19 protein-coding genes and 2 pseudogenes are annotated in these 23609 nt (G+C 73.0%); 10 read left to right on the top strand and 11 right to left on the bottom strand.

All coding sequences use genetic code 11. From position 1 onward, the window contains the following. Positions 1-222 precede the first annotated feature (222 nt). Positions 223-405: a hypothetical protein gene (locus ACH5AO_RS01990; RefSeq protein WP_398920768.1), complete on the top strand. Its 183-nt coding sequence runs from the start codon at positions 223-225 to the stop codon at positions 403-405. A gap of 91 nt (positions 406-496) precedes the next feature. Here the strand turns inward: ACH5AO_RS01990 and ACH5AO_RS01985 are convergent, their stop codons facing one another. Together ACH5AO_RS01985 and ACH5AO_RS01980 are read right to left on the bottom strand one after the other, a co-directional pair. Further along, positions 497-1372, bottom strand: coding sequence for a hypothetical protein (locus ACH5AO_RS01985; RefSeq protein ID WP_398920767.1), 876 nt, complete (start codon positions 1370-1372; stop codon positions 497-499). A 144-nt stretch (positions 1373-1516) separates the two neighbouring features. Continuing rightward, positions 1517-1773, bottom strand: a pseudogene (locus ACH5AO_RS01980) (hypothetical protein); the annotation flags it as partial. 132 nt (positions 1774-1905) lie between these two features. On the opposite strand from ACH5AO_RS01980, the gene ACH5AO_RS01975 reads away from it, so the two are divergent. Next, entirely contained in the window at positions 1906-2787 is an 882-nt protein-coding gene (locus ACH5AO_RS01975) for an oxygenase MpaB family protein (protein ID WP_398920765.1), read from the top strand. 24 nt (positions 2788-2811) lie between these two features. Here ACH5AO_RS01975 and ACH5AO_RS01970 read toward each other — a convergent pair whose 3' ends face one another. Continuing rightward, a complete protein-coding gene (locus ACH5AO_RS01970; protein WP_398920763.1) occupies positions 2812-3411 on the bottom strand; it encodes a class I SAM-dependent methyltransferase in 600 nt (199 codons plus the stop codon). A 313-nt stretch (positions 3412-3724) separates the two neighbouring features. On the opposite strand from ACH5AO_RS01970, the pseudogene ACH5AO_RS01965 reads away from it, so the two are divergent. The 3 genes and pseudogenes from ACH5AO_RS01965 to ACH5AO_RS01955 all read left to right on the top strand — a co-directional run. Continuing rightward, a pseudogene (locus tag ACH5AO_RS01965) lies at positions 3725-3998 on the top strand (ATP-binding protein); the annotation flags it as partial. Positions 3999-4178: 180 nt separating this feature from the next. Continuing rightward, positions 4179-4586 (top strand): roadblock/LC7 domain-containing protein, encoded by a 408-nt coding sequence (locus ACH5AO_RS01960; RefSeq protein ID WP_398921081.1) that lies wholly within the window; start codon positions 4179-4181, stop codon positions 4584-4586. Positions 4587-4713: 127 nt separating this feature from the next. Next, positions 4714-5634, top strand: a complete 921-nt coding sequence (locus ACH5AO_RS01955) for a DUF6397 family protein (protein ID WP_398920761.1) — start codon at positions 4714-4716, stop codon at positions 5632-5634. A 1-nt stretch (position 5635) separates the two neighbouring features. On the opposite strand, the gene ACH5AO_RS01950 is transcribed toward ACH5AO_RS01955, so the two are convergent. After that, positions 5636-6502, bottom strand: coding sequence for an acyl-CoA thioesterase (locus ACH5AO_RS01950; protein WP_398920759.1), 867 nt, complete (start codon positions 6500-6502; stop codon positions 5636-5638). Positions 6503-6521: 19 nt separating this feature from the next. Further along, on the bottom strand, positions 6522-9035 hold the full coding sequence (locus tag ACH5AO_RS01945) for a DEAD/DEAH box helicase (RefSeq protein WP_398920757.1): 2514 nt from the start codon (positions 9033-9035) through the stop codon (positions 6522-6524). Positions 9036-9180: 145 nt separating this feature from the next. On the opposite strand from ACH5AO_RS01945, the gene ACH5AO_RS01940 reads away from it, so the two are divergent. Continuing rightward, positions 9181-9975 carry a metal-dependent hydrolase gene (locus ACH5AO_RS01940; protein ID WP_398920755.1) on the top strand — a complete coding sequence of 265 codons (795 nt, stop codon included), beginning with the start codon at positions 9181-9183 and terminating at the stop codon, positions 9973-9975. Positions 9976-9995: 20 nt separating this feature from the next. On the opposite strand, the gene ACH5AO_RS01935 is transcribed toward ACH5AO_RS01940, so the two are convergent. From ACH5AO_RS01935 to ACH5AO_RS01915, 5 genes are all read right to left on the bottom strand, one after another. Continuing rightward, positions 9996-10250 (bottom strand): type B 50S ribosomal protein L31, encoded by a 255-nt coding sequence (locus ACH5AO_RS01935; RefSeq protein ID WP_085572959.1) that lies wholly within the window; start codon positions 10248-10250, stop codon positions 9996-9998. 15 nt (positions 10251-10265) lie between these two features. Continuing rightward, the gene (locus tag ACH5AO_RS01930; protein ID WP_398920753.1) at positions 10266-10742 is read right to left on the bottom strand and encodes a DUF5709 domain-containing protein; all 477 of its coding nucleotides are present in this window, start codon (positions 10740-10742) and stop codon (positions 10266-10268) included. A 441-nt stretch (positions 10743-11183) separates the two neighbouring features. Continuing rightward, positions 11184-12965: an ABC transporter ATP-binding protein gene (locus ACH5AO_RS01925; RefSeq protein ID WP_398920751.1), complete on the bottom strand. Its 1782-nt coding sequence runs from the start codon at positions 12963-12965 to the stop codon at positions 11184-11186. Next, on the bottom strand, positions 12962-14770 hold the full coding sequence (locus tag ACH5AO_RS01920; RefSeq protein WP_398920749.1) for an ABC transporter transmembrane domain-containing protein: 1809 nt from the start codon (positions 14768-14770) through the stop codon (positions 12962-12964). Before ACH5AO_RS01920 ends, ACH5AO_RS01925 begins: the two co-directional genes overlap by 4 nt. A gap of 185 nt (positions 14771-14955) precedes the next feature. Further along, a complete protein-coding gene (locus ACH5AO_RS01915; RefSeq protein ID WP_398920747.1) occupies positions 14956-15429 on the bottom strand; it encodes a MarR family winged helix-turn-helix transcriptional regulator in 474 nt (157 codons plus the stop codon). A gap of 102 nt (positions 15430-15531) precedes the next feature. On the opposite strand from ACH5AO_RS01915, the gene ACH5AO_RS01910 reads away from it, so the two are divergent. Both ACH5AO_RS01910 and mltG read left to right on the top strand, forming a co-directional pair. Beyond that, positions 15532-17334, top strand: a complete 1803-nt coding sequence (locus ACH5AO_RS01910) for an ABC transporter ATP-binding protein (RefSeq protein WP_398921079.1) — start codon at positions 15532-15534, stop codon at positions 17332-17334. A 43-nt stretch (positions 17335-17377) separates the two neighbouring features. Beyond that, a complete protein-coding gene (mltG, locus tag ACH5AO_RS01905; RefSeq protein WP_398920745.1) occupies positions 17378-18271 on the top strand; it encodes an endolytic transglycosylase MltG in 894 nt (297 codons plus the stop codon). An 18-nt stretch (positions 18272-18289) separates the two neighbouring features. On the opposite strand, the gene ACH5AO_RS01900 is transcribed toward mltG, so the two are convergent. Continuing rightward, positions 18290-19369, bottom strand: coding sequence for an NAD(P)-binding domain-containing protein (locus ACH5AO_RS01900; protein ID WP_398920743.1), 1080 nt, complete (start codon positions 19367-19369; stop codon positions 18290-18292). An 83-nt stretch (positions 19370-19452) separates the two neighbouring features. Here ACH5AO_RS01900 and ACH5AO_RS01895 point away from each other — a divergent pair, with 83 nt between their 5' ends. Then, positions 19453-19875 (top strand): secondary thiamine-phosphate synthase enzyme YjbQ, encoded by a 423-nt coding sequence (locus ACH5AO_RS01895; RefSeq protein WP_398920741.1) that lies wholly within the window; start codon positions 19453-19455, stop codon positions 19873-19875. A 429-nt stretch (positions 19876-20304) separates the two neighbouring features. Next, on the top strand, positions 20305-23604 hold the full coding sequence (locus tag ACH5AO_RS01890) for a DUF4132 domain-containing protein (protein ID WP_398920739.1): 3300 nt from the start codon (positions 20305-20307) through the stop codon (positions 23602-23604). The last annotated feature ends 5 nt before the right edge of the window (positions 23605-23609 follow it).

Here is a 23609-nt window from a genome sequence, read left to right as displayed (position 1 = left end):
GCACGAGTGGCGTCGGCCGGGTGTGCCCGAGCTGTGAGACGGGTCACCATGAAGGCGCGTCGGGGCCTCTCGTCCGGGGCCTCCCGCCCGGGGCCCGACGGGTTCTCGAAGACCTTAGGGGCGCACCTCAGGGACGTCTCAGGGGCGCGGTGCGGAACCGTCGCGGGCGCGGGCCCGTTCTCACGGCAGAGAGCGGCAGTGGCCGCGAAGGAGGCGACACTCATGTCGAAGAACGCCAAGATCGCCGCGGGGGGCGTGGCGGCCGGACTGATCCTGTTCATCCTGCTGCCCTGGTGGGCCGCCCTTCTGATAATCCTGGGAGTCCCGGCCGCCGCGTACCTCGCCCTGGACCCCGCACAGCGGCGCAGGTTGCGCCGCGTCTCGCGCAAGGAGCTGGGCCGCTGAGGCGCCACGGCGTCATCGCCTCACCGGAGCTCGGCACGCAGGAGTTGACCACGTCGTCGCCCGCGGGCCTGCTGACCGTGCCGCGTGTACTTCAGAGCGGCCGTACGGCCATCCGGTCGAGCGCTTCGAGCAGGCCCGGCAGCTGCGGGCCCCGGCCCACCGGCAGGACCTCGCCGGGTTCGTCGTCGAGCAGGACGAACGCGATGTCGTCCGTCCGGGCCACCAGCGACCAGCCGGGGCCGTCGGCACGCAGGGTGCGCGCGCCGCCCGGGGCGAAGGACGAGCGGACCCGGCCGAGCGGCGGTGGTGAGTCGACGTACGCGCGTGCCTCCGCCAGTACCCGTCGAAGCCCGCTGTGCCCCGGCTGCCCGTCCGTCCGGTCGCCCGCTTCCTCCGTCCGGCCCTCCTCCGTCCGGCCTTCCCCCGCGCCGTCGGCCGCCCGGACCGAGCCGCCCGGTGCCGGGAACGCCGCGTCGTCGACCCGCTCCCGCCAGACCGCCCACTGCAGCGCGATCTCGTCGGCACCCAGCCGGCGCTGGGCCGGTCCCCAGGCCTGGGTGTCCGGTGGGGTCAGCAAAGGCCCGGCCCCGGCGTCCGGGCCGGGATCGTGCGGCGCGGGCACGTGCGGCGCCGCCACGGCCACCGCGAGGGGCCAGCCGGGCAGCGCGGCGACGACCGTGCCCTCGTCCGGCGACAGATCGTGCTCCATCCCGCAGTCCCAGGAGGCGATCGCGACGGCGACCAGCGAGACGTCGTCGACGACGACGGTCCACCGGGCGCCCCCGCCGTCCTGACCGAGCACCAGCCCGTACCCGTCGGCAAGGGGTGGAAGGCCGAGCGCCGCGCACGCCTCCGGGTAGTCGTCGCCCAGTACGCTCGGGAACTTCGCCGGCGTCAGCAGCGCCGCCGTGAGCACATAGAGCGCCTCGTCCGCGGCGGCGACGGCTTCCTCGTCCGTCCCGGCCATCCCAGCCTCCCCATCGGTTCGTCCACCGGCGCGCACCCTATGCCGACGCCGAGTCGCTTGTCACGACCCCCGTGGCCATGCCCGGAGCTGCAGGTTTCCGGCCCGACGGGACGAATCGACCACGCCCCGGCGAGTGGTTCGGACGGCCGGAAGACCCGGCGGCGCCCGCGCGACCGTCCCCGAGGCTCGCCCCGCTCCCGCGCGAGCGCGGTCACGGCCCGGCACGCCGGCTCGTCCATCTCGAACGACAGCGCCTCCGGCGACACCCGGGCGGCCGCCTCGCCGATCCGGTCCTGACCGTCCTCCGCGCGGGCCGAGACGTATGCCGTGGCGGCCTCGAACAGATCGTGCGGACGTTCCTCCCGCCCGGCCCGCTCCTCCGCGCGCCGACCGCCGGTCACTCCGCTCCCGGTCCCCGAATCCGTCCCCGCATGTGGTCCGCCCTTTCCCCCGGCGAAGTTGTCGTCGCCGACCGTTCGCCTACGGCCACTCAGAGTAAGGTTGCGGTCTCGACGGCAGAAGGGGGCAGCACGGTGCGACGCTTCGAACGGCTGGAACGGATCCGGCGGATGGACCCCTACCGGGAGGCCACGGAAATCTACCGGCTCAGCGTGGCGTACGAGTTTCCCTGGGACTTCACCCGGGCCCTGGAACTGGCCCTCTACCGCACCTACGCCGTTCCCCGGATCGGCCGCCTGCTCGCCGAGACCGCGGAGCTCACCGACCGGACCCAGAAGCGCTACGACGACACCTCCCTCCTCCTGGACGCCGTTGTCGAGCACGGATTCGGCAGTGTCCGGGGCAGGACCGCGATCCGCCGCATCAACCGGATGCACCGCGCCTACGACATCCCCGACGACGACATGCGGTACGTCCTGTGCACGTTCGTGGTGATGCCCAAGCGGTGGATCGACTCCTACGGATGGCGCAGGCTGTCGCGGCACGAGATCGTCGCCGGCGTCGTCCACCACCAGACGCTGGGACGGTGCATGGGCATCAAGGACATCCCCGGGTCCTACGAGGAGTTCGAAAGCTGCCTGGACGCCTACGAAGAGGCCCACTTCGGCTGGGACGAGGGCGCGCGGCGGGTCTCGGACGCCACGCTCGACCTCATGACCTCCTGGTATCCGCGCCCGCTCGCCCCCGTACTGCGCACCGCCACGCTCGCGCTGCTCGACGAACCCCTTCTGCGCGCCTTCCGCTACACCCCGCCGAGCGCGGCCACCCGCGCGTGGGTGCGCCGCGCGCTACGGCTGCGGGGCCGCGCCGTTCGACTGCTGCCGCCGCGGCGCGCCCCGCACTTCGCCTGGCAGAACCGGGAGATCAAGAGCTACCCGAACGGCTACCGGTTGGCCGACCTGGGCACCAACCCCGTGCCGGGACTGCGGGGTTGCCCGGTGCGGCACCCGGACTGAGCGCCCGGCCGCGTGGCCGGGCGCTCAGTCCGCACGGACGGCCAACGCCAGGAAGCGCGCGTCCTCGTCGGCGTACGACGTCATGCGCCACCCCGAACGGGACAGCAGCGCGCGGAGATTCGGCTCCGCGCGGAGGTCGTCCGGGGTGAGCGTGCGGCCCTGCCGGGCGGCGAGCGCCGCCCGGCCGATCGGATGGAACAGCGCGAGCACACCACCCGGCCGCACCACCCGCGCGATCTCCCGGAGGTTGCCGGCCGGATCGGGCAGGTGGGCGATCAGACCCGCCGCGAACACGGCGTCCAGCGTGGACGGGCGCAGCGGCAGCGCGGTGACGTCGGTCAGCAGCAGCGCCCCGTCGCGGTCCCGTCCGGCCCGTGCCGCCTCCCGCAGCATGGCCGGCGTCAGGTCCGCCCCGAGCACCACGCCCGAGGGCCCCACGGCCGCACGCAGCGGAGGCAGGGCGCGCCCGGTGCCGCAGCCCGCGTCGAGCACCCGGTCCCCCTCGCGCAGCCCGAGTTCGGCGACCGCGGCGGCATAGACCGGACCGTCGTCGGGGAAGCGGCGGTCCCAGTCGCCGGCACGCGCGGTGAAGAACTCCTGGACGTGTGTGTGGTCGTCGCTCATGTCCGCATGATCCCCCACCGGAAAGGGAAGACGCCCTTGTGCGCGCGTGCGAGCGTGACGCGGTCCTCCACCGCATCGCCGCGTCACAATTCAGCCGTCTCCGAAACGTGCCCCTCGGCGCACCCGCTTCTCCCGGCCTCCCGGCCCACGGCACACCCGTGCCCCCCGCCGACCGCGGCCGGCACTCCAGCCGGCACTCCGGAGAGAAGTGATCGATGCTCCCCGAACACTCCGGCGCTCCGGCCACGGGACGGCCGCGCCGCCGCTGAAGACGCCGGTCGCGGGCGGATTCGGCGCGGGCGGGACCACCCTGGTGGGCGCGGCGGCCCTCGCGGGCACCCGGCGCCCGGAGGGCCGCTTCCCCGCCGTGGACCACTTCGAGCACCGGCGGATCCCGTTCGTCGTCGCGGTCGACCGCTTCGCGGGAACCCGGCGCCACGACACGGGGCCGGACTCCCGCGCGCTCGGCCCGGACGGCAAAACGCCCGTCGTGCCGTGCGACGTACGCGGGCGCGGCCCGGGGAAGGAGGTGCTGGTCAGGCTACGTCGAGTACGCCGGAGACGCGCACACCGCCCGGCTGCCCGACCCGGCGGGACGACTGCGGAATCCGGCTCGCGCCACTGTTCCTCGGTCATCTTCCGCCCCTTGGCTCCCGTCCTCCTTGCCCGGCGCCCGGTCGTGGGGAAGGCTGGCGCGAGGGCCCTCCCGCCAGGAGGGAACGGCACACGGGGAAGACCACGGGGAAGACCAGGGGGAGACACACGACATGACGCAGAACCAGGGACTCGGCTGGCTGCTGGACGACCTGACCCAACGCGTCGAACACGTACGGCACGCGCTGGTCCTGTCCAACGACGGGCTGGTGACGGGCGCGAGCACGGGGCTGCGACGCGAGGACGCGGAACACCTCGCCGCCGTCTCGTCCGGACTGCACAGCCTCGCCAAGGGTTCGGGCCGGCACTTCGGCGCGGGCGGGGTACGTCAGACGATGATCGAGTTCGACGACGCGGTGCTCTTCGTCACCGCGGCGGGCACCGGCAGCTGCCTGTGCGTGCTCAGCGGGGCGGAGGCCGACATCGGCCAGATCGCGTACGAGATGACCTTGCTGGTCAACCGGGTCGGCGAGCACCTGGACGTGGACGCCCGCCAGTCGGAACCCGGCACAGACGCCTGACCTGCGAGTTCGTCCTCCACTGCGGAGTTATCCACAGGGTCGCCACGGAGAGTGAAAGAGCGGCTACGGTTTTTCCGAGCGGGCGCACCCGGCGCCGGCCGCCCACACTCCACGGGGGAGGACGAACATGCCCGGACAGCACACCGGCGCGCATGACACCACCATCACCGCCGAGCGGACCACGACGGCACGGGAGGCTTGGGTCGGCCCGGGCCGTGCGGCACGCGAACTGGGTCTCAAGGGAACCGAGTTCGACCTCGCCGTGCAGCTCGGGCGGATCCGTGCGCTCCCCGACGGCGGCGGAGGGGGCCTGCGGGTCGACCGGGCCGAGATCGAGCGGCTCCGCGCCGGACCCGGGTTCCCGGAAGCCCTGCGTCGGAGCGTGCGGGCCGTGGGAACCACGGAGGGCGCCGCCCTCATCGACGTGACGAAGACCCGTTTCACCCGCCTCGCGAGGCTGGGACTGCTGGTGCCCGTGAAGTTCTCCCTGAACCGCTACCGCGCCGTGGTCTGGCTCTACCTGGCCGAGGAACTGCGGCTGTTCGCGGCCGACGACAGGAACACACCCCTGCTGACGGGGCGCATGCCCGAAAGTCTCAGAAGCCTGCTCGACACCGGCATCGACCTGCGCCCGCGGAACTGGCGCACCCGGCAGCTGGGCTTCATGCTCCGCCGGGTCGACGACCCCTGGGAGCGCGCCGGGGCCGTGGCGTCGCTGCTCGCCCCGCCGCACGTGGCGGAGGCGGTCCCGGACGCCCACGACCGCTCCCACCTCAACCGGTTCCGCCGGCGGCCGGCGTTCCCCGGCGCGCCCGGCTCACCGGCCGCGGAACTGGCGGAAGAGCTCATGACCGCCCGGGACCCGGACGAGGTCGCCTGGCTGCAGGCCGACCTGACCCGGCTGGCGGAGGAGGCGCGGGCACACCGGACGGCGCCCCGTCCCGCTCCCCGCCGCCCCGGACCGGCCCGGCGGACGGGGGAGGCCGCGGAGCCGGTACGCGGAACGTCCCGCGGACTGCTGGGCCGGTGGTGGCGCGGGAACCGGTGACCTACAGGGCCCGGAACAGCCCCTCCTGGACGACGGACACCAGCATCCGTCCCTCCAGATCGTAGATCCGGCCGCGGGCCAGGCCCCGCCCGCCCGTGGCGATCGGCGACTCCTGGTCGTACAGGAACCACTCGTCGGCGCGGAACGGACGGTGGAACCACATCGCGTGGTCCAGCGACGCCATGTCGAAGCCGCGCGGCCCCCACAGCGGCTCCACCGGGATCCGCACGGCGTCCAGGAGGGTCATGTCACTGGCGTACGTCAGGGCACAGGTGTGTACCAGCGGATCGTCGCCGAGCGGGCCGACCGCGCGCATCCACACCGCGCTGCGCGGCTCGGCGTCCTTGACGTCGTCGGCGTCCCAGCGCAGCCGGTCCACATAGCGGATGTCGAAGGGCTGGCGGCGCGCCATCCGCTCCAACTGCTCCGGCAGCGCGCCCAGATGCCCACGGATCTCATCGGTGACCGTCGGCAGCGACTCGGGGTCCGGGACCTCGCGGGCCGGCGGCAGCTGGTGCTCGAAACTCCCCTGTTCAGGCTTGTGGAAGGAGGCGGTCAGATTGAAGATCGTGCGGCCCTGCTGCACCGCGGTGACCCGGCGGGTCGTGAACGACCGGCCGTCCCGCACCCGTTCGACCTGGTACACGATCGGCACCCCGGGTCTGCCCGGACGCAGGAAGTACGCGTGCAGGGAGTGCACGGGACGGTCGCCCTCCGTGGTGCGGCCGGCGGCGACCAGGGCCTGGCCGGCCACTTGGCCGCCGAAGACCCGCTGGAGGGACTCCTGCGGGCTGCGGCCACGGAATATGTTGACCTCGATCTGCTCCAGGTCGAGCAGGGCGACGAGGCTCTCGGCCGGATTCGTCATGGGTGGGGTTCTCCTGTGCTCACAGCTGGCCGACATCGGTGACGCGGACGACCGCGCGGCCCTCCGCGTCGGAGGCGGTGAGGTCGACCTCGGCGCTGATGCCCCAGTCGTGGTCGCCGGCGGGGTCGTCGAAGATCTGCCGGACCCGCCACAGCCCGTTCTGCGGCTGCTCCTCGATCAGCAGCAGCTTCGGCCCGCGGGCGTCGGGACCGGTGCCGAGCTCCTCGTGCTCGTCCCAGTACTTGTCCATCGCCTCGCCCCAGGCGTCCGCGTCCCAGCCGCCCTCGGCGTCCAGCTCGCCCAGCTCGTCCACCTGGTCGAGGGCTGCGAGCTCGACCCGGCGGAACATCGCGTTGCGGACCAGGACGCGGAAGGCGCGTGCGTTGGCGGTGACCGGCTTGACCTGGTCGGCTCTCTCCTGCGCCTCCTCGGCGGTCATCTCCTCCGGATTGGCCAGCTGCTCCCACTCGTCCAGCAGGCTGGAGTCGACCTGGCGCACCGTCTCGCCCAGCCAGGCGATCAGATCCTCCAGGTCCTCCGACTTCAGGTCGTCGGGGACGGTGTGCTCCAGCGCCTTGTAGGCGCTCGCGAGGTAGCGCAGCACGATGCCCTCGGTGCGGGCCAGCTCGTAGTGGGACACCAGCTCGGTGAACGACAGCGCCCGCTCGTACATGTCCCGGATCACGGACTTCGGCGACAGCGGATGGTCACCGACCCAGGGGTGGCTCTTGCGGTAGGTGTTGTACGCGTGGAAGAGCAGCTCCTCCAGCGGCTTCGGGTAGGTGATGTCCTGGAGGCGCTCCATGCGCTCCTCGTACTCCACCCCGTCGGCCTTCATCGCGGCGACCGCCTCGCCGCGCGCCTTGTTCTGCTGGGCGGCGAGGATCTGGCGCGGATCGTCCAGCGTGGACTCCACCACGGACACCATGTCCAGCGCGTACGACGGCGATTCGGGATCCAGCAGTTCGAACGCGGCCAGTGCGAACGTGGACAGTGGCTGGTTCAGCGCGAAGTCCTGCTGCAGGTCCACGGTGAGGCGGACGATCCGGCCCTCGGCGTCCGGCCGGTCGAGCTTCTCGACGATGCCGCCGTCCAGCAGCGAGCGGTAGATGGCGATCGCCCGCCGGATGTGCCGCAGCTGCTGCCTGCGCGGCTCGTGGTTGTCCTCCAGCAGCCGCCGCATCGCCTCGAAGGCGTTGCCGGGCCGGGCGATCACCGACAGCAGCATGGTGTGCGTGACCCGGAAGCGGGAGGTCAGCGGCTCCGGCTCGGAGTCGATGAGCTTCTCGAAGGTCTGCTCGCTCCAGGCGACGAAGCCCTCGGGTGCCTTCTTGCGCACGACCTTGCGGCGCTTCTTCGGGTCGTCGCCCGCCTTCGCCAGCGCCTTCTCGTTCTCGACGACGTGCTCGGGGGCCTGGGCCACCACGAAGCCCTCGGTGTCGAAGCCGGCACGCCCGGCGCGGCCCGCGATCTGGTGGAACTCCCGGGCCCGCAGCGTGCGCACGCGGGTGCCGTCGTACTTGGTCAGGGCCGTGAACAGCACCGTGCGGATGGGGACGTTGACGCCCACCCCGAGCGTGTCCGTGCCGCAGATGACCTTCAGCAGACCGGCCTGTGCGAGCTTCTCCACCAGCCGCCGGTACTTGGGCAGCATGCCGGCGTGGTGCACGCCGATGCCGTGCCGGACGTAGCGGGACAGATTGCGGCCGAACTTGGTGGTGAAGCGGAAGTTGCCGATCAGCTCGGCGATCCTGTCCTTCTCCTCGCGCGTGCACATGTTGATGCTCATCAGCGCCTGTGCCCGCTCCACCGCCTGCGCCTGCGTGAAGTGCACGATGTAGACCGGCGCCTGCCGGGCCTCGAGCAGGTCGGTGAGCGTCTCGGTGAGAGGCGTGTACCGGTACTCGTAGGACAGCGGCACGGGCCGGGTCGCCGAGCGGACCACGGCGGTGGGGCGGCCGGTGCGGCGGGTGAGGTCCTTCTCGAAGAAGGAGACGTCGCCGAGCGTCGCCGACATCAGCACGAACTGCGCCTGCGGCAGCTCCAGCAGAGGGATCTGCCAGGCCCAGCCGCGGTCCCCCTCCGCGTAGAAGTGGAACTCGTCCATCACGACCTGGCCCACGTCGGCGTCCTTGCCGTCGCGCAGCGCGATCGACGCCAGCACCTCGGCGGTGCAGCAGATCACCGGGGCGTCGGCGTTGACGGACGCGTCGCCGGTGAGCATGCCGACGTTCTCCGTGCCGAAGATCTTGCACAGCTCGAAGAACTTCTCCGACACCAGCGCCTTGATGGGCGCCGTGTAGAAGGTGACCTCGTCGCGCGCCAGGGCGGCGAAGTGGGCGCCCGCCGCGATCATGCTCTTGCCGGAGCCCGTGGGCGTCGACACGATCACGTTCGCCCCGGAGACCACCTCGATCAGCGCCTCCTCCTGGTGCGGGTAGAGCGTGAGACCGCGCTCCTGGGCCCACGACTCGAAGGCTTCGTAGAGGGCGTCGGGGTCGGCGGTCGGCGGCAGCTGATCGATGAGGGTCACGCCCCCATCTTGCCTGCCCACCCGGCCGATGGGGGAATCGGCTGCGGGCGCGAAGATCGCGAACGCTACGCTGTGTCGCCGGCGGGGCGTCAACGCACCGGGCCGACCGGCCGGTGGCGAACGAGGAATGGGGCGGGCAACGGCGATGATGGGACCAGCACACTCACTGTCGGGCGCCGCGGCCTGGCTCGGGGTCGGCGCGGCGACGGCCGCCGCCGGACACCCCATGCCCTGGCCGGTGCTCCTGGCCGGCGCCCTGATCTGCGCCGGCGCCGCGCTCGCCCCCGACCTGGACCACAAGGCGGCCACCATCTCACGGGCCTTCGGCCCCGTGTCCCGCTGGCTGTGCGAGATCGTCGACAAGCTGTCCTACGCCGTCTACAAGGCCACCAAGAAGCAGGGCGACCCGCGCCGCTCCGGCGGGCACCGCACGCTCACGCACACCTGGCTGTGGGCCGTCCTGATCGGTGCCGGCACCGCGGTCCTGGCGATCACGGGCGGCCGCTGGGCGGTGCTGGGCATCCTCTTCGTGCACATGGTGCTGGCCATCGAGGGCCTGCTGTGGCGGGCGACGCGCGGCTCCAGCAGCGACGTCCTGGTGTGGCTGCTGGCCGCGGCCTGTGCCTGGATCATCGCGGGCGTCCTGGACCAGCCGGGCCACGGCTCCGACTGGCTGTTCACCGAGCCGGGCCAGGAGTACCTGTGGCTGGGGCTGCCGGTCGTGCTGGGCGCGCTGGTGCACGACATCGGGGACGCGCTGACCGTCTCCGGCTGCCCGATCCTGTGGCCGATACCGGTGGGCCGCAAGCGCTGGTACCCGATCGGCCCGCCGAAGGCGATGCGGTTCCGGGCGGGCAGCTGGGTGGAGCTGAAGGTGCTGATGCCCGTGTTCATGCTGCTGGGCGGAGTGGGCTGCGCGGCGGCGCTCAACGTGATCTGAGGGGCGCGCCCGTCCGGGGCTCAGCCGGAGCCCTCACCGCCGTACCGGCGCTCGAAGCGGGCGACGCGGCCCTCCGTGTCCACGGTCCGGGCCTTGCCCGTGTAGAACGGGTGGCTCTCCGAGGAGATCTCCACCTCCACCACCGGGTAGGTCTCGCCGTCGTCCCACTCGATGGTCCGGTCGCTGGTCGCGGTGGACCGGGTGAGGAAGGCGTAACCGGCGGCACGGTCACGGAAGACGACCGGGTGGTAGTCGGGGTGCTTGTCCTGCTGCATGGATGCTCCTCGGGGTCAGCCCGGCAGATTGTCCTCGTCGACGACGTGCATCGCGGCCTCCTCGGCGGTGGCGGCCGCGCCGTCGATGCCGACGTCCATGGCGACCAGGGCCTCCTCCTCGTCCTCGTGCGCCCCTTCGTCGGGGGCCACGAGCCGGCCGGAGCGTGCGGCGCCCACCTCGTTGTCCAGGAGTTCCCCGTCGGTGTCCTGGGAATCACCCAGGCCGTCGCCGTCGCCGTCGGGTGCGGGGGAGTCGGGCTGCTCCTCGGCGAGCCGCTGCTCCAGGGTCTCGCCCCGGTGGCGTTCCCCGGCCGTCACGCCGGTGTGCTCCACCGCCCAGGGACGTTCCGGCGGGGACCAGCCGCGGTCGAGGGGATCGTCGACGCCGTCGTACTCGAGGGTGTCCTCCGCGTCGAGCAGCCCGGTGTCCTCCCTCTGCTCCGAACCGTCGGGCTGGTAGACGTCGTCTCCCCATCCGTCGGCGCTGTTCACAGGTACCTCCAGGGGGTGAGGACGGGCCCCTTCTCACCGCGGACCGCGGCGGGTCGCCGTTGCACGGGGCGCCGGCGCCGTCCGTGCCCGGTCCGCCGGGCCCCGGGCTCCCCCGAGCCGGTGCCTGATTCCAGCCTTCCACCGGAGTTCCCCACCGCGCAACGGCACACCACCGGCGTGCGGCGCGCCCGGCGGTCCCGTCACTGCCCCGGCACGCGTCCCGGAACCGCCCCCGAGCCCGCGGACCCGCACGGGCACGGTCGCCGGTGGGGCCGCGTTCCCCGGCCCCATTGGTGCCGCACGCCCCGAGCGGACGGCCGATCGCCGGCACGGCCCCGCGCCACTGGCCAGGGCAGCGGGATCACGGGCCGGCCCGGGGTCACCGCGGCAGATCCGGGGGGACCTCGTCCGCGGGCCCGCTCCCGCCGGGGCGGTGCGGGTTCAGCCGTGCCAGGAGCGCCACAGGGCCGCGTACGCTCCGTCCGCCGCGACCAGGTCGTCGTGGCTGCCCAGTTCGCTGATGCGGCCGTCCTCCACGACGGCGATGACGTCCGCGTCGTGCGCGGTGTGCAGGCGGTGGGCGATGGCGATGACGGTCCTGCCGTCCAGGACACGGGCCAGGGAGCGCTCCAGGTGCCGTGCCGCGCGCGGGTCGAGCAGCGAGGTCGCCTCGTCCAGGACCAGCGTGTGCGGGTCGGCCAGCACCAGCCGGGCCAGCGCGATCTGCTGGGCCTGGGCCGGGGTGAGCGCGAACCCGCCGGAGCCGACCTCGGTGTCCAGGCCCTCGTCCAGCGCACGGGCCCAGCCGTCCGCGTCGACCGCCCCGAGCGCCGCCCACAGTTCGGCGTCCTCCGCGTTCGTCCTGGCGAGCCGCAGATTGTCGCGCAGGGAGCCCACGAAGACGTGGTGCTCCTGGTTGACCAGGGCCACGTGCTCCCGGACCCGTTCCGCGGTCATCCGCGACAGCTCGGCGTCGCCCAGGGTGACCCGCCCGTCCCGGGGCGCGTAGATCCCGGCGAGCAGACGGCCCAGGGTGGACTTGCCCGCGCCCGAGGGACCGACCAGTGCCAGCCTGGTCCCGGGGGCGACCTCGAGGGACACCTCGCGCAGCACGTCGACGCCCTCCCGGTAGCCGAAGTGCACCCGGTCCGCGTGCACCCGGCGCCCGTCGGGGGCGAGCGCGGCGTCACCGGCGTCGGGCTCGATGTCCCGGACCCCGACCAGCCGGGCCAGCGACACCTGCGCCACCTGCAGCTCGTCGTACCAGCGCAGGATCAGCCCCACCGGGTCGACGAGCATCTGCGCGATCAGCGCGCCCGTGGTGAGCTGGCCGACGCCGATCCAGCCCTGCAGGACGAACACCCCGCCGATCATCAGCACCGAGCCGAGCACGGTGACGTGGGTGACGTTGACGACGGGGAAGAGCACCGACCGCAGCCAGAGGGTGTAGCGCTCCCAGGCCGTCCACTCCGCGACCCGCTGGTCCGACAGCGCCACGCGGCGCGCGCCGAGGCGGTGCGCCTCCACGGTCCGCCCCGCGTCCACGGTCTCGGTGAGCGCGGCGGCCACGGCCGCGTACCCGGCGGCCTCCGAACGGTAGGCGGCCGGCGCCCGCCGGAAGTACCAGCGGCAGCCGATCACCAGCAGCGGTACGGCGAGCAGCACGGCCGGCGCCAGCTCGGGCGCCGTGACGACCAGTCCGCCCAGCAGCAGCGCCGCCCACACCACGCCGATGGCCAGCTGGGGCACGGCCTCGCGCATGGCGTTGCCGAGCCGGTCGATGTCGGTCGTGATCCGCGACAGCAGGTCACCCGTGCCCGCCCGTTCCAGCACCCCCGGTGGCAGCCCGACCGACCGCACCAGGAAGTCCTCCCGCAGATCGGCCAGCATCCGCTCGCCGAGCATCGCCCCGCGCAGCCGTACCTGCCGGACGAACACCGCCTGGAGGGCCAGCGCGAGCACGAACAGCGTGACCGTGAGCCCCAGGTGCAGTTCCCGCTCCCGGTCCGAGGCCCGCTCCACCAGTCCGCCCAGCAGATACGGGCCCACCATCGAGGCGAGCACGGCGACCGTGTTCACCGTGATCAGCAGCACGAAGGCCCGGCGGTGCCTGCGCAGCAGCTCGCCCACGTAGGCGCGGACGGTCGCGGGCGCCCCCACGGGCAGCGTGGCGGCCGTGGTCGGGGCCGCCGGGTCGTAGGCCGGTGGCGCCACGCCGATCATGCTGTCTCCTCGATCTCTTCCAGCTGTTCCAGTCGGTGCAGGACCTCGTCCTCGCCCAGTACCTCGGCCGGCGCGGCCTCGTCCTCGCGCGTCACCACGGCCCGGTACCGGGGCTCGGTGCGCACCAGTTCGCGGTGTTCGCCGGTCGCCGCGACGGTGTCGCCGTGCAGGAACACCACCCGGTCGGCGCGGTCCAGCAACAGCGGGGACGAGGTGAACACCACGGTGGTGCGCCGCGCCCGCAGGTCACGCACGCCCTGGGCGACGCGGGCCTCGGTGTGCGAGTCGACGGCCGAGGTCGGCTCGTCCAGGACGAGCACCTCCGGGTCCGTGACCAGCGACCGGGCCAGCGCGAGCCGCTGGCGCTGCCCGCCGGACAGGGACCGCCCGCGCTCGGTGATCCGCGCGTCCATCGGGTCCGCGGTGTCCACCGAGCCCTGCACCAGCGCCGCCAGCACGTCCCCGCACTGTGCCGCGTCCAGTGCGTCGCGCGGGTCGACCGCACCGGACGCCGGCACGTCGAGCAGTTCGCGCAGGGTGCCGGAGAGCAGTACCGGATCCTTGTCCTGCACGAGGACGGCCCGGCGGGCGGAGTCCAGCGGCAGCTCGTCCAGCGGCACGCCTCCGAGCAGCACCGAGGTGCCCTGCTCGGAGGCGTGTCCGCCGAGCCGTTCGGCCAGCCGTCCCGCCGCGTCCGGGTCCCCGCACACCACGGCGGTGAGCCGGCCCTCGGGGGCGAGCAGACCGGTCGCCGGGTCGTACAGGTCTCCGGACGGGTCCTCGGTGGCGCGCGATCCCGCGGTGTCCGTGGCCCGCTCCAGCGACAGCACCCGCGCGGCCCGTTTCGCCGAGGGGCGCGAGAAGGAGTACGCCATCGCGATCTCCTCGAAGTGCCGTAGCGGGTAGGTGAGCACCATGACCGAGCTGTAGACGGTGACCAGTTCGCCAACGGCGATCCGGCCCTCGTGGGCGAGACGGACGCCGTACCAGACCACCGTGATCAGCAGGATTCCCGGCAGCATCACCTGGATCGCGGAGATCAGGGCCCACATCCTGGCGCTGCGCACGGCGGCGTGGCGGACCTCCTGGGAGGCGCGGCGGTAGCGGTCGAGGAACAGTTCCTCGCCGCCGATGCCGCGCAGTACGCGCAGTCCGGCGACGGTGTCCGAGGCGAGTTCGGTGGCCCGGCCGGCCTTCTCGCGCTGGACGTCCGCCCGTCGGGTGGCGCGGGGCAGCAGCGGCAGCACCGCGATCGCCAGTACCGGCAGTCCCACGGCGACGACGATCCCCAGCGCCGGCTGGTAGACGACCAGGCCGACGCAGACCAGCACGACGGTGACCGCCGCCGCGGTGAACCGCGACAGGGCCTCCACGAACCACCCGATCTTCTCGACGTCACCGGTGGAGACCGCCACGACCTCCCCGGCGGCGACCCGCCGGGTCAGCGCGGAGCCCAGCGTCGCCGCCTTGCGGGCCAGCAGCTGTTGGACGCGGGCCGCCGCGGTGATCCAGTTGGTGACGGCGGCGCGGTGCAGGAAGGTGTCGCCGATCGCGTTGCCCGCGCAGGCCAGCGCCAGCAGGCCGCCGGCCAGCGCGAGCCGGCCGCCGGAGCGGTCGACCGCGGCCTGCACGGCGACGCCGACGCAGAACGGCAGCGAGGCCACGGAGGCGAAGTGCAGCAGGCCCCAGGCCAGCGACTTGAGCTGCCCGGACAGCTGGTTCCGGAAGAGCCACCACAGGAATCGGGGGCCCGAGCGGGCGTCGGGCACCCCCGGGTCGGGGAACGGAAGGTCTTGGATCTGCATGACGTCCCAGTGGCTCGGATCAGGGGGCGGCGGAAACGGGGGAGAAGGCGGCGGCGTGCGCAGTCCGAGGACGGCGGCAGCAAACCGTGACAGGTTGACCCCGTTACGTGCCGGGAGGCAAACGGTTTTCCCCACGACCGCACGGAACCGGCGACCCGGGCGGCCGGCACCGCCGTATCGTCACGTCACACGGGTCGCCCGGGCGCATCGCCGCACCGCGCGGGAACCGTCCCGTCGATCAGGGTGTCCAGCAACTCGCCCAGTGCCTCGCGCTGCGCCTCCCCCAGCGGGGCCAGGATCTCCTCCGCGGCGGACCGGCGCGCGGCGCGCAGCTCCCGCAGGGCCGCGCGCCCGTCGTCGGTGAGCTCGATCCGGATCACCCGCCGATTGGCCGGATCCGGCACCCGTCGCACCTTGCCGTTCGCCTCCAGTCCGTCGACCAGTGTGGTGACGGCGCGGGGGACCACCTCCAGCCGCTCTGCCAGATCGGCCATGCGGGGCGGTGAACCGTAGTGCGCGAGGGTGCGCAGCAACCGTGACTGGGCAGGGGTGATACCGAGTTCGCGCTCCTCCAGATGACGCTTCTGGATGCGGTGCACCCGGCGGGTGAGCCGAAGCAGTTGCTCGGCCAACAGGCCGTCGGGGTCGGGGGCGGTCATGCGGGAACGATATCAGGATGCCGCTCACTGTGAGCATAGGTAACAATGAACGTGTTCCGCTTGCTCCGGGGCGCCTCCCGGGCGTCCGACCTTGAGGAGACCATGCACCCCGACCACGAACCCGATTGGACGCCGCCTGCCGGCATCGAGGAGAAACCCCGGCAGGTGCGGCGCATCCTGAGGCTCTTCCGTCCCTACCGGGGCCGCCTCGCGATCGTCGGCCTGCTCGTCGGCGCCGCCTCACTGGTCTCGGTGGCCACCCCGTTCCTGCTGAAGGCGATCCTCGACGTCGCCATCCCCGAGGGCCGCACCGGACTGCTCAGCCTGCTCGCGCTCGGCATGATCCTCAGCGCCGTCCTCACCAGCGTCTTCGGCGTGCTGCAGACCCTGATCTCGACCACCGTCGGCCAGCGCGTGATGCACGACCTGCGCACCGCCGTCTACGGCCGGCTCCAGCGCATGTCGCTCGCCTTCTTCACCCGCACCCGCACCGGCGAGGTCCAGTCCCGCATCGCCAACGACATCGGCGGCATGCAGGCCACCGTGACCTCCACGGCGACCTCCCTGGTCTCCAACCTCACCAGCGTGGTCGCCACCGTCGTCGCGATGCTGGCGCTCGACTGGCGGCTGACCGTCGTGACGCTGGTCCTGCTCCCGGTGTTCGTCTGGATCAGCCGCCGCGTCGGCGACGAACGCAGGAGGATCACCACCCGGCGCCAGAAGCAGATGGCGGCGATGGCCGCCACGGTCACCGAGTCGCTCTCGGTCAGCGGTATCCTGCTCGGCCGCACCATGGGCCGCTCCGACTCGCTGACCGGCGCCTTCTCGGACGAGTCCGAGCGTCTGGTCGACCTGGAGATCCGGTCGAACATGGCCGGCCGCTGGCGCATGGCCGTCATCACGATCGTCATGTCGGCCATGCCGGCGATCATCTACTGGACGGCCGGCATCGCCCTGCGGACGGGTGGTCCCGAGGTCTCCATCGGCACCCTCGTCGCCTTCGTCTCGCTCCAGCAGGGCCTGTTCCGCCCGGCGGTGAGCCTGCTGTCCACCGGTGTCCAGATCCAGACGTCGCTCGCGCTCTTCCAGCGCATCTTCGAGTACCTCGACCTCCCGGTCGACATCACCGAGCGCGCGGACCCGGTCCACCTCGACCGGATCAAGGGCGAGGTCCGCTTCGAGGGCGTCACCTTCGGCTACGACGACAAGAGCGGCCCCGTCCTCGACGGCATCGACATCACCGTCCCCCCGGGCGGCAGCCTCGCCGTGGTCGGCCCGACCGGCGCCGGCAAGTCCACCCTCGGCCACCTCGTGCCGCGGCTGTACGACGTGACGGGCGGCCGGGTCACCCTCGACGGCGTCGACGTCCGCGACCTCGACTTCGACACGTTGGCCCGCGCGGTGGGCGTCGTCTCCCAGGAGACGTACCTCTTCCACGCCTCGGTCGCGGACAACCTGCGCTTCGCCAAGCCGGACGCCACCGACGAGGAGCTGCACGCGGCGGCGCGGGCCGCCCAGATCCACGACCACATCACCTCCCTGCCCGACGGGTACGACACGGTGGTCGGCGAGCGCGGCCACCGCTTCTCCGGTGGTGAGAAGCAGCGCCTGGCGATCGCCCGGACCATCCTGCGCGATCCGCCGGTCCTGGTGCTCGACGAGGCCACCAGCGCCCTGGACACCCGTACCGAGGCCGCCGTCCAGGAGGCCATCGACGCGCTGTCGGCCGACCGCACCACGGTCACCATCGCCCACCGGCTGTCCACCGTCCGGAGCGCCGACCAGATCATGGTCCTCGACTCCGGCCGCGCGGTCGAACGCGGTACGCACGAAGAGCTGCTGGAGCGCGGCGGGCGCTACGCGGCCCTCGTGCGCCGGGACGCCCGACTGGAGCCGACAAAATGAAGATATGCCGGGTTTGTCATGATGTGCGGGTTACCGTGCCCGCATGCAGACGAACACTCCGTCACGGAGCACGATCCGACTGACGCGCCGGGGCCGTCTCGCCCTCGCGGCGCTCGGGGCCGTCGTGGCCGGCACCGCCGTGGCGGTGCCGCTGCTGATCATGAACGGCGGCGACGACTCCCGCCCCACGACCCTGGTGGTCCCGGAGGGCTGGCGCGCGAGCCAGGTGTACGCCGCCGTCGACGAGGTCCTCGACCTGCCCGCCGGCAGTACGGAGAAGTCCCTTGCCAAGGCGGACCTGAAGCTGCCCGACGAGGCCGGGGGCAACCCGGAGGGCTACCTCTTCCCGGCGGCCTATCCGCTCCGGGAGAAGGCGACCCCGCAGAAGCTGCTGTCCCGCATGGTCGACACCGCCGACAAGAAGTTCAACGGAGCCCCGATCGCCGCCGGTGCGCAGCGCAACGCGATGAACGTCTACCAGGCGGTCACCGTCGCCAGCATCATCCAGGCGGAGGCGCCCACCAGGGCCGACATGGACAAGGTGGCCCGGGTGATCTTCAACCGGCTGGAGCGCGGGATGCCGCTCCAGATGGACTCCACCGTCGACTACGCCCTGAACCGCGGGGCACCGCGCACGACGGCCGCCGACACCGAGGTCGACAGCCCCTACAACTCCTACCGGCGCATGGGACTGCCCCCGACCCCGATCGGCAACCCCGGCGAGGACGCGGTGCGCGCCGCGATCAACCCGGCCCCGGGCGACTGGCTCTACTTCGTCACCGTCAGGCCGGGCGACACCCGCTTCACGGCCGACTACGCGGAACACCAGCGCAACGTCGCCGAGTCCGACGCCGAGCGGAAGAAGGCGACCGGGAAGGCGAGCGGGCAGGAGAGCAGGAAGGCGACCGGGAAGGCGAGCGCACCGTCCGAGAAGTGAGCGGCCGGCGTCCGGCCGTCACGCCGCGGCCCGCTCCTCCCGCTCCAGCAGCCGCCTGATGTCCCGTACCGCCGCGCGCCCCGCCCGGTTGGCGCCGACGGTGCTCGCCGAGGGGCCGTAACCGACCAGGTGGATCCGCGGGTCGGCGACCGACCGCGTCCCCTCGACCCGGATCCCGCCCCCCGGCTCCCGCAGCCGCAGCGGGGCGAGATGCCCGACGGCAGGCCGGAAGCCGGTCGCCCACAGGATGACGTCGGCCGCCACCCGCCGTCCGTCCCCCCATTCCACACCGTCGGGCGTGATCCGCTCGAACATGGGCTGCCGGTCGAGCACGCCGTCCGCCAGACCCCGGCGGACCGCGTCATTGAGCGGCAGCCCCGTCACCGAGACGACACTGCGCGGCGGCAGCCCCTGCCGCACCCGCTCCTCGACGAGCGCCACGGCCGCCCGGCCCGCCTCCTCGTCGAAGGGGCCCTCACGGAAGACCGGGGGCCGCCGGGTCACCCAGGTCGTGGCCGCCGCGTACGGTGCGATCTCCAGCAGGTGCTGGGTCCCCGACGCGCCGCCCCCCACCACGACCACCCGCTGCCCGGCGAACGCCTCGGGCCCCGGATACCGCGCCGTGTGCAACTGCCGCCCCCGGAAGGTCTCCTGGCCCGGAAAGCGGGGCCAGAACGGCCGGTCCCAGGTGCCGGTCGCGTTGATCAGCGCCCGCGCCGACCAGTCGCCGTCCGAGGTCTCCACCCGCAGCCGTCCGCCGGACCCCTCGCGCACCGCCCGTACGTCCACCGGGCGCCGTACCCGCAGGTCGAAGGTCCGCTCGTAGCGGTCGAAGTACTCGCCGATCACCTCGGAGGAGGCCCGCGCCGGATCGGCGCCTTCCAGCTCCATGCCGGGCAGCGCGTGCATCCCGTGCACCTTGCCGTACGTCAGCGACGGCCACCGGAACTGCCAGGCACCGCCGGGACCGGGGGAGTGGTCCAGCACCACGAAGCCGCGGTCCGGCTCGAACCCGGCCCGCCGCAGGTGATGGGCGCTCGACAGCCCGGCCTGCCCGGCGCCTACGACGACCACCTCGACCTCGCGTATGTCGTTCACGTTTCTACCAACCGTGCGGAGGTGGTGGATCTTCCCGTCGGCGCTCCCGCGGGAAGCCGGGCGCATGGGCCAGGATGGAGCCCATGTCCGATGCCTTCACCACCCGAGTCCTGACCATCACCACCGGCTCCCACGAGAGGGTCGCCGACATCACCGGCGACTGCGAAGCCTTCCTGCGGGAGACGGCGGCCGGCCGGGACGGCCTGCTGAACGTCTTCGTGCCGCACGCCACGGCCGGGATCGCCGTCATCGAGACCGGCGCCGGCAGCGACGACGACCTCCTGTCCGCCCTGCACACCCTGCTGCCCGCCGACGACCGCTGGCAGCACCGCCACGGCAGCCCCGGCCACGGCCGCGACCACGTCCTGCCCGCCCTCGTCCCGCCCCACGCGACGCTCCCGGTGGTGGACGGACGGCTGGAACTGGGCACCTGGCAGTCGGTGTGCCTGGTCGACACGAACGTCTCGAACCACGACCGTCAGGTGCGGTTGTCGTTCCTCGGGTAGCTCCGCGGCTCCCGTCACCGCATGCGTGGTTCCGGGCGAGTCGAACGAGCGGGTGCGCCCGCGTCGGCGGCGGCCGGAGCGTCGTCGCGCCGAGGGCCGAGCGGGGCGGTGGCAGTCGTTCGTCGGCCCGTGGACCTGCCTCGTACGGCCGTGCCGGAGCCCTCGTCGGCCTTCCGGTCGCACAGCACCTCGCCGGTGCGGCGATCGGTGCGGGAGGCGATCCGCGGGAAGACCGTGCCCCGTACTCCTGATGCAGGTCGAAAGCGCGGACAGTGCAGGAGAGTTGATCGTGAGGGGCGGGGGATCCCGCGATGCGGATGTGCCGCCGCCGGGCGTGCACGGGCCCGCCCGTTGTCAGTGCCGGGGTCTAACGTGATCGGCAACTGCTCATGAGGTCCCCGCGCGACGGGTGACGGGGAGGACAGCGCCATGCACCAGGAAATCGCCGACGAGGACCGGTTCGAGATGCCCGCCACCTGGCTGCGGGCCCTGCCCGTGCTCCGGGCCGACGCGAAGCCGGCCGGGGACGCGATGGAGAAGGCCGCTCGCCACTACGCGCAGGAGGCGGCCTGGTTCGAGGAGATGCTCTCCTCCTCCGGCAGCGACCCGGAGCTGGTGGAGGAGGGCCGGGCCCACCGGGCGGGCAGTCCCTCTCCGCTCGGAGCCGCCGTGGAGATCGCCGTCGGCTGGCACCACGCGATGGTGGACGTGCTCGTCGACGCCTGCGTGACCGAACACGGCCTGCCGTTCACCGCTCGTGCCGTCGTGGAGCTGGGATGCGTCAACCCCCATTACATGCAGGCAGGTTCCCGGCGGTACGACGCGGCGCTGCGGAGAACGGCCGATTACCTGACCTACCACGTGTGGGAACCCGCCGCCCGTGTCCGGGACCTGCTCGCGGCGGCCGACGAGGAGACCCGACGGCGGGCCGTCGAGGCCCTCGCCGGCCTCCGGGACAGCGCCGAGCGCCGCATCGTGGTCTCCTACCTGGTACCCGAGGAGCATGCCTGGGTCGACGAGTGCTGCGACGGCCCGATACCGAACGACTCCGCCCTGCGGCGCATGCTCCTTCTCTCCCTGTACCGGCCGGAGCAGATCGCCCGCATCGGCCAAGGAGCACGACTCGGCTGGAACGGCTGGAACCTCCGACTGCTCGCCACCCTCGCGAACCGGCTCGGTCCCGTCGTCGGGTCCCTGCTGGAGGACGCGTTCGACGGAGCCTACGGATCCGACGGACACCGGGCCGTCGCGGGCTGGGCCGTCGAACTGCCCACCGACGACGCCTTCCGCCTGCTGCTGGAGAAGGGCGACGACCGCAATGTCCGCCCCGCCCTGCTCGACGCCATGAACCGCTACCCTCGGCGGGCCCTGCGGCTGCTCTCCGCCGCCGCGGCGGGCGACAGCGAACAGGCGTCCCTCTCCCAGATGCTGCTGCCCCTGCACGTGGCGACCCACCCGGAGCTCACGAAGGAGACGTTGCCCGCCCTGCCCGAGACGTCCGCAGCCGTCGTCGCCCCACTGCTGGAGCGAGGCGAACGGGACGCGGAAGCGCCCGCGGAGGCGCTCCCCGCTCTGCTGGTCGCCCCGCCGTGGACCCGCAAGCGCACCAGCCGCAAGGCCCGCGTGGCCCGCGACGTCCCCGGGGCGCCGCAGGCCGAGATGGCCTGGAAGCCCGGGGAACAGGAGGACTGGGCGGCCACCGCCATCGCCGAAACCCCCTGGTGGCGCGAGTACGACTGGTCCCGCGAGATCCAGCAGATGCAGCAGGGGACGTGGCGGGGCGACATCCACGCCGCCCGCCTCTTCGTCACCGGCCCCGAGGACGTCGTACGCCCACTGCTCGACGCCTTCGCCCCCGAGCGCGTCTGGGACACCGAGAGCTACCTCAGGCCCGTCGCCGCCCGCCACGGCCTGCACGCCCTGCCGATGCTGAGCCGGCTCGCCGCCCGTTACCCGGCCACCGTCTGCGGCCTGCTGCTGCCCTACCGCAGCGTCGAGGTGGCCCGGCAGATGGCCGAGTGGCTGGTGCGCCGCCAGTCGCTGAGGCCCACGGTTCTCGCCTGGCTCCGCCGCCACGGCCGGGCCGCGGCCGCCTTCCTCGTGCCCGACGCCGTCGGCCCGGCGGGCACGTCCCGCACCCACGCCGAACACGCCCTGCGGCAACTCGCCGCGGAGGTGGGCGCCGAGGCCGTGCGGGAGAGCGCCGCCGGCTGCGGCGCCGAGGCCGAGGAGATCGTCGCCGACCTCCTCGCCGGCGATCCGCTGGAGGCCGCCCTCCCGGCGAGGATGCCGTCCCCCTGCACCTGGGCCGACCCCGCCCTGTTCCCGCAGATCCGGCTCACCGGCGGCCGCGGCGCCCTGCCCGCCGACGCCGTCCGCCACGTGACGACCATGCTGCAGATCTCCAAGCCCGGTGACGCCTACCCCGGCCTCGCCACCGTCACCGAGCACTGCGACGCCGGCTCCCTCGCCGAGTTCGCCTGGGCCCTCTTCACGGCGTGGCGGTTCCACGGCATGCCGGCCAAGGACAGCTGGGCCCTCCACGCCCTCGGCCTCCTCGGGGACGACGAGACCGTCCGCCGTCTCACCCCCCTCGTGCGTGCCTGGCCCGGTGAGAACGCCCACCACCGGGCCGTCGAGGGCCTCACCGTCCTTGCCGCGATCGGCACCGACACCGCCCTGCGCCATCTGCACGGCATCTCCCAGCGTGTGCCGTTCAAGGCCCTCAAGAAGCGGGCCCGGGAGAAGATCGACGAGGTCGCCGAAGGACTCGGCCTCACCACCGACCAGCTCGCCGACCGGCTGGTCCCCGACCTCGGCCTCGCCGACGACGGCAGCACCGTCATCGACTACGGCCCGCGCCGCTTCACCGTCACCTTCGACGAACAGCTCCGCCCCTGTGTCCGCGACGAGACCGGCAAGCTCCTCAAGGCCCTGCCGGCCCCGGGCGTCAAGGACGACCCGGAACTCGCCCCCGCCGAGCGCAAGCGGTTCGCCGCCCTCAAGAAGGAGGTCCGGACGATCGCCTCCGACCAACTGCGCCGCCTGGAGGCCGCCATGGTCACCGGCCGTTCCTGGACCGCCGCCGAGTTCCGCGAACTGCTCGTCTCACACCCCCTTCTGCGCCACCTGGTGCGCCGCCTGGTCTGGCTCGGCGACAGCGACGGCACGGTGACCGCGTTCCGTGTCGCCGAGGACCTCACCCTCGCCGACGTCCACGACGACGCGTGGTCCCTCCCCGCCGACGCCACCGTGCGCCTCGCCCACCCCCTCCATCTGGGAGACGAACTCGAGGCCTGGGCCGACCTCTTCGCCGACTACGAGATCCTCCAGCCCTTCCCGCAGCTCGGGCGCCCCGTGCACGCCTTCACCGACGCGGAGGCCACCGGCCACCGGCTGACCCGCTTCGAGGGCGTCACCGTCCCCGTCGGCAAACTCCTCGGCCTCACCAAGCGCGGCTGGGAACGCGGCACGCCCGAGGACAACGGCGTGGAACGCTGGTTCTCCCGCCCGATCGCACGCGACCGCCACCTCGTCATCGCCCTCGACGACGGCATCGCCGTCGGCATGGTCAACGAGTTTCCCGACCAGACCCTCGAGACCATATGGATCGACACCGCCCCCGGTGACTACTGGGGCAGCCACACGTACCCGCACCGCCTCGGCGAGATCGACCCCGTCGTCGCCTCCGAGATTCTCGCCGACCTGACCGACATCACCGCCAAGTGAGCCCC

It is taken from the genome of Streptomyces sp. NPDC018964, from assembly GCF_044390325.1.
Classification (GTDB): domain Bacteria; phylum Actinomycetota; class Actinomycetes; order Streptomycetales; family Streptomycetaceae; genus Streptomyces.
The sequence above is the reverse complement of the archived record's forward strand: the minus strand, read 5'-3'. Positions and strand labels throughout refer to the sequence as shown.

Coding starts and splice junctions, on each gene's coding strand:
- ACH5AO_RS01990 (WP_398920768.1), top strand. CDS start 223: ATGTCGAAGAACGCCAAGATCGCCGCGGGGGGCGTGGCGGCCGGACTG.
- ACH5AO_RS01985 (WP_398920767.1), bottom strand. CDS start 1,372: ATGGCCGGGACGGACGAGGAAGCCGTCGCCGCCGCGGACGAGGCGCTC.
- ACH5AO_RS01970 (WP_398920763.1), bottom strand. CDS start 3,411: ATGAGCGACGACCACACACACGTCCAGGAGTTCTTCACCGCGCGTGCC.
- ACH5AO_RS01960 (WP_398921081.1), top strand. CDS start 4,179: ATGACGCAGAACCAGGGACTCGGCTGGCTGCTGGACGACCTGACCCAA.
- ACH5AO_RS01955 (WP_398920761.1), top strand. CDS start 4,714: ATGCCCGGACAGCACACCGGCGCGCATGACACCACCATCACCGCCGAG.
- ACH5AO_RS01950 (WP_398920759.1), bottom strand. CDS start 6,502: ATGACGAATCCGGCCGAGAGCCTCGTCGCCCTGCTCGACCTGGAGCAG.
- ACH5AO_RS01940 (WP_398920755.1), top strand. CDS start 9,181: ATGATGGGACCAGCACACTCACTGTCGGGCGCCGCGGCCTGGCTCGGG.
- ACH5AO_RS01935 (WP_085572959.1), bottom strand. CDS start 10,250: ATGCAGCAGGACAAGCACCCCGACTACCACCCGGTCGTCTTCCGTGAC.
- ACH5AO_RS01925 (WP_398920751.1), bottom strand. CDS start 12,965: ATGATCGGCGTGGCGCCACCGGCCTACGACCCGGCGGCCCCGACCACG.
- ACH5AO_RS01920 (WP_398920749.1), bottom strand. CDS start 14,770: ATGCAGATCCAAGACCTTCCGTTCCCCGACCCGGGGGTGCCCGACGCC.
- ACH5AO_RS01915 (WP_398920747.1), bottom strand. CDS start 15,429: ATGACCGCCCCCGACCCCGACGGCCTGTTGGCCGAGCAACTGCTTCGG.
- ACH5AO_RS01910 (WP_398921079.1), top strand. CDS start 15,532: ATGCACCCCGACCACGAACCCGATTGGACGCCGCCTGCCGGCATCGAG.
- mltG (WP_398920745.1), top strand. CDS start 17,378: ATGCAGACGAACACTCCGTCACGGAGCACGATCCGACTGACGCGCCGG.
- ACH5AO_RS01895 (WP_398920741.1), top strand. CDS start 19,453: ATGTCCGATGCCTTCACCACCCGAGTCCTGACCATCACCACCGGCTCC.
- ACH5AO_RS01890 (WP_398920739.1), top strand. CDS start 20,305: ATGCACCAGGAAATCGCCGACGAGGACCGGTTCGAGATGCCCGCCACC.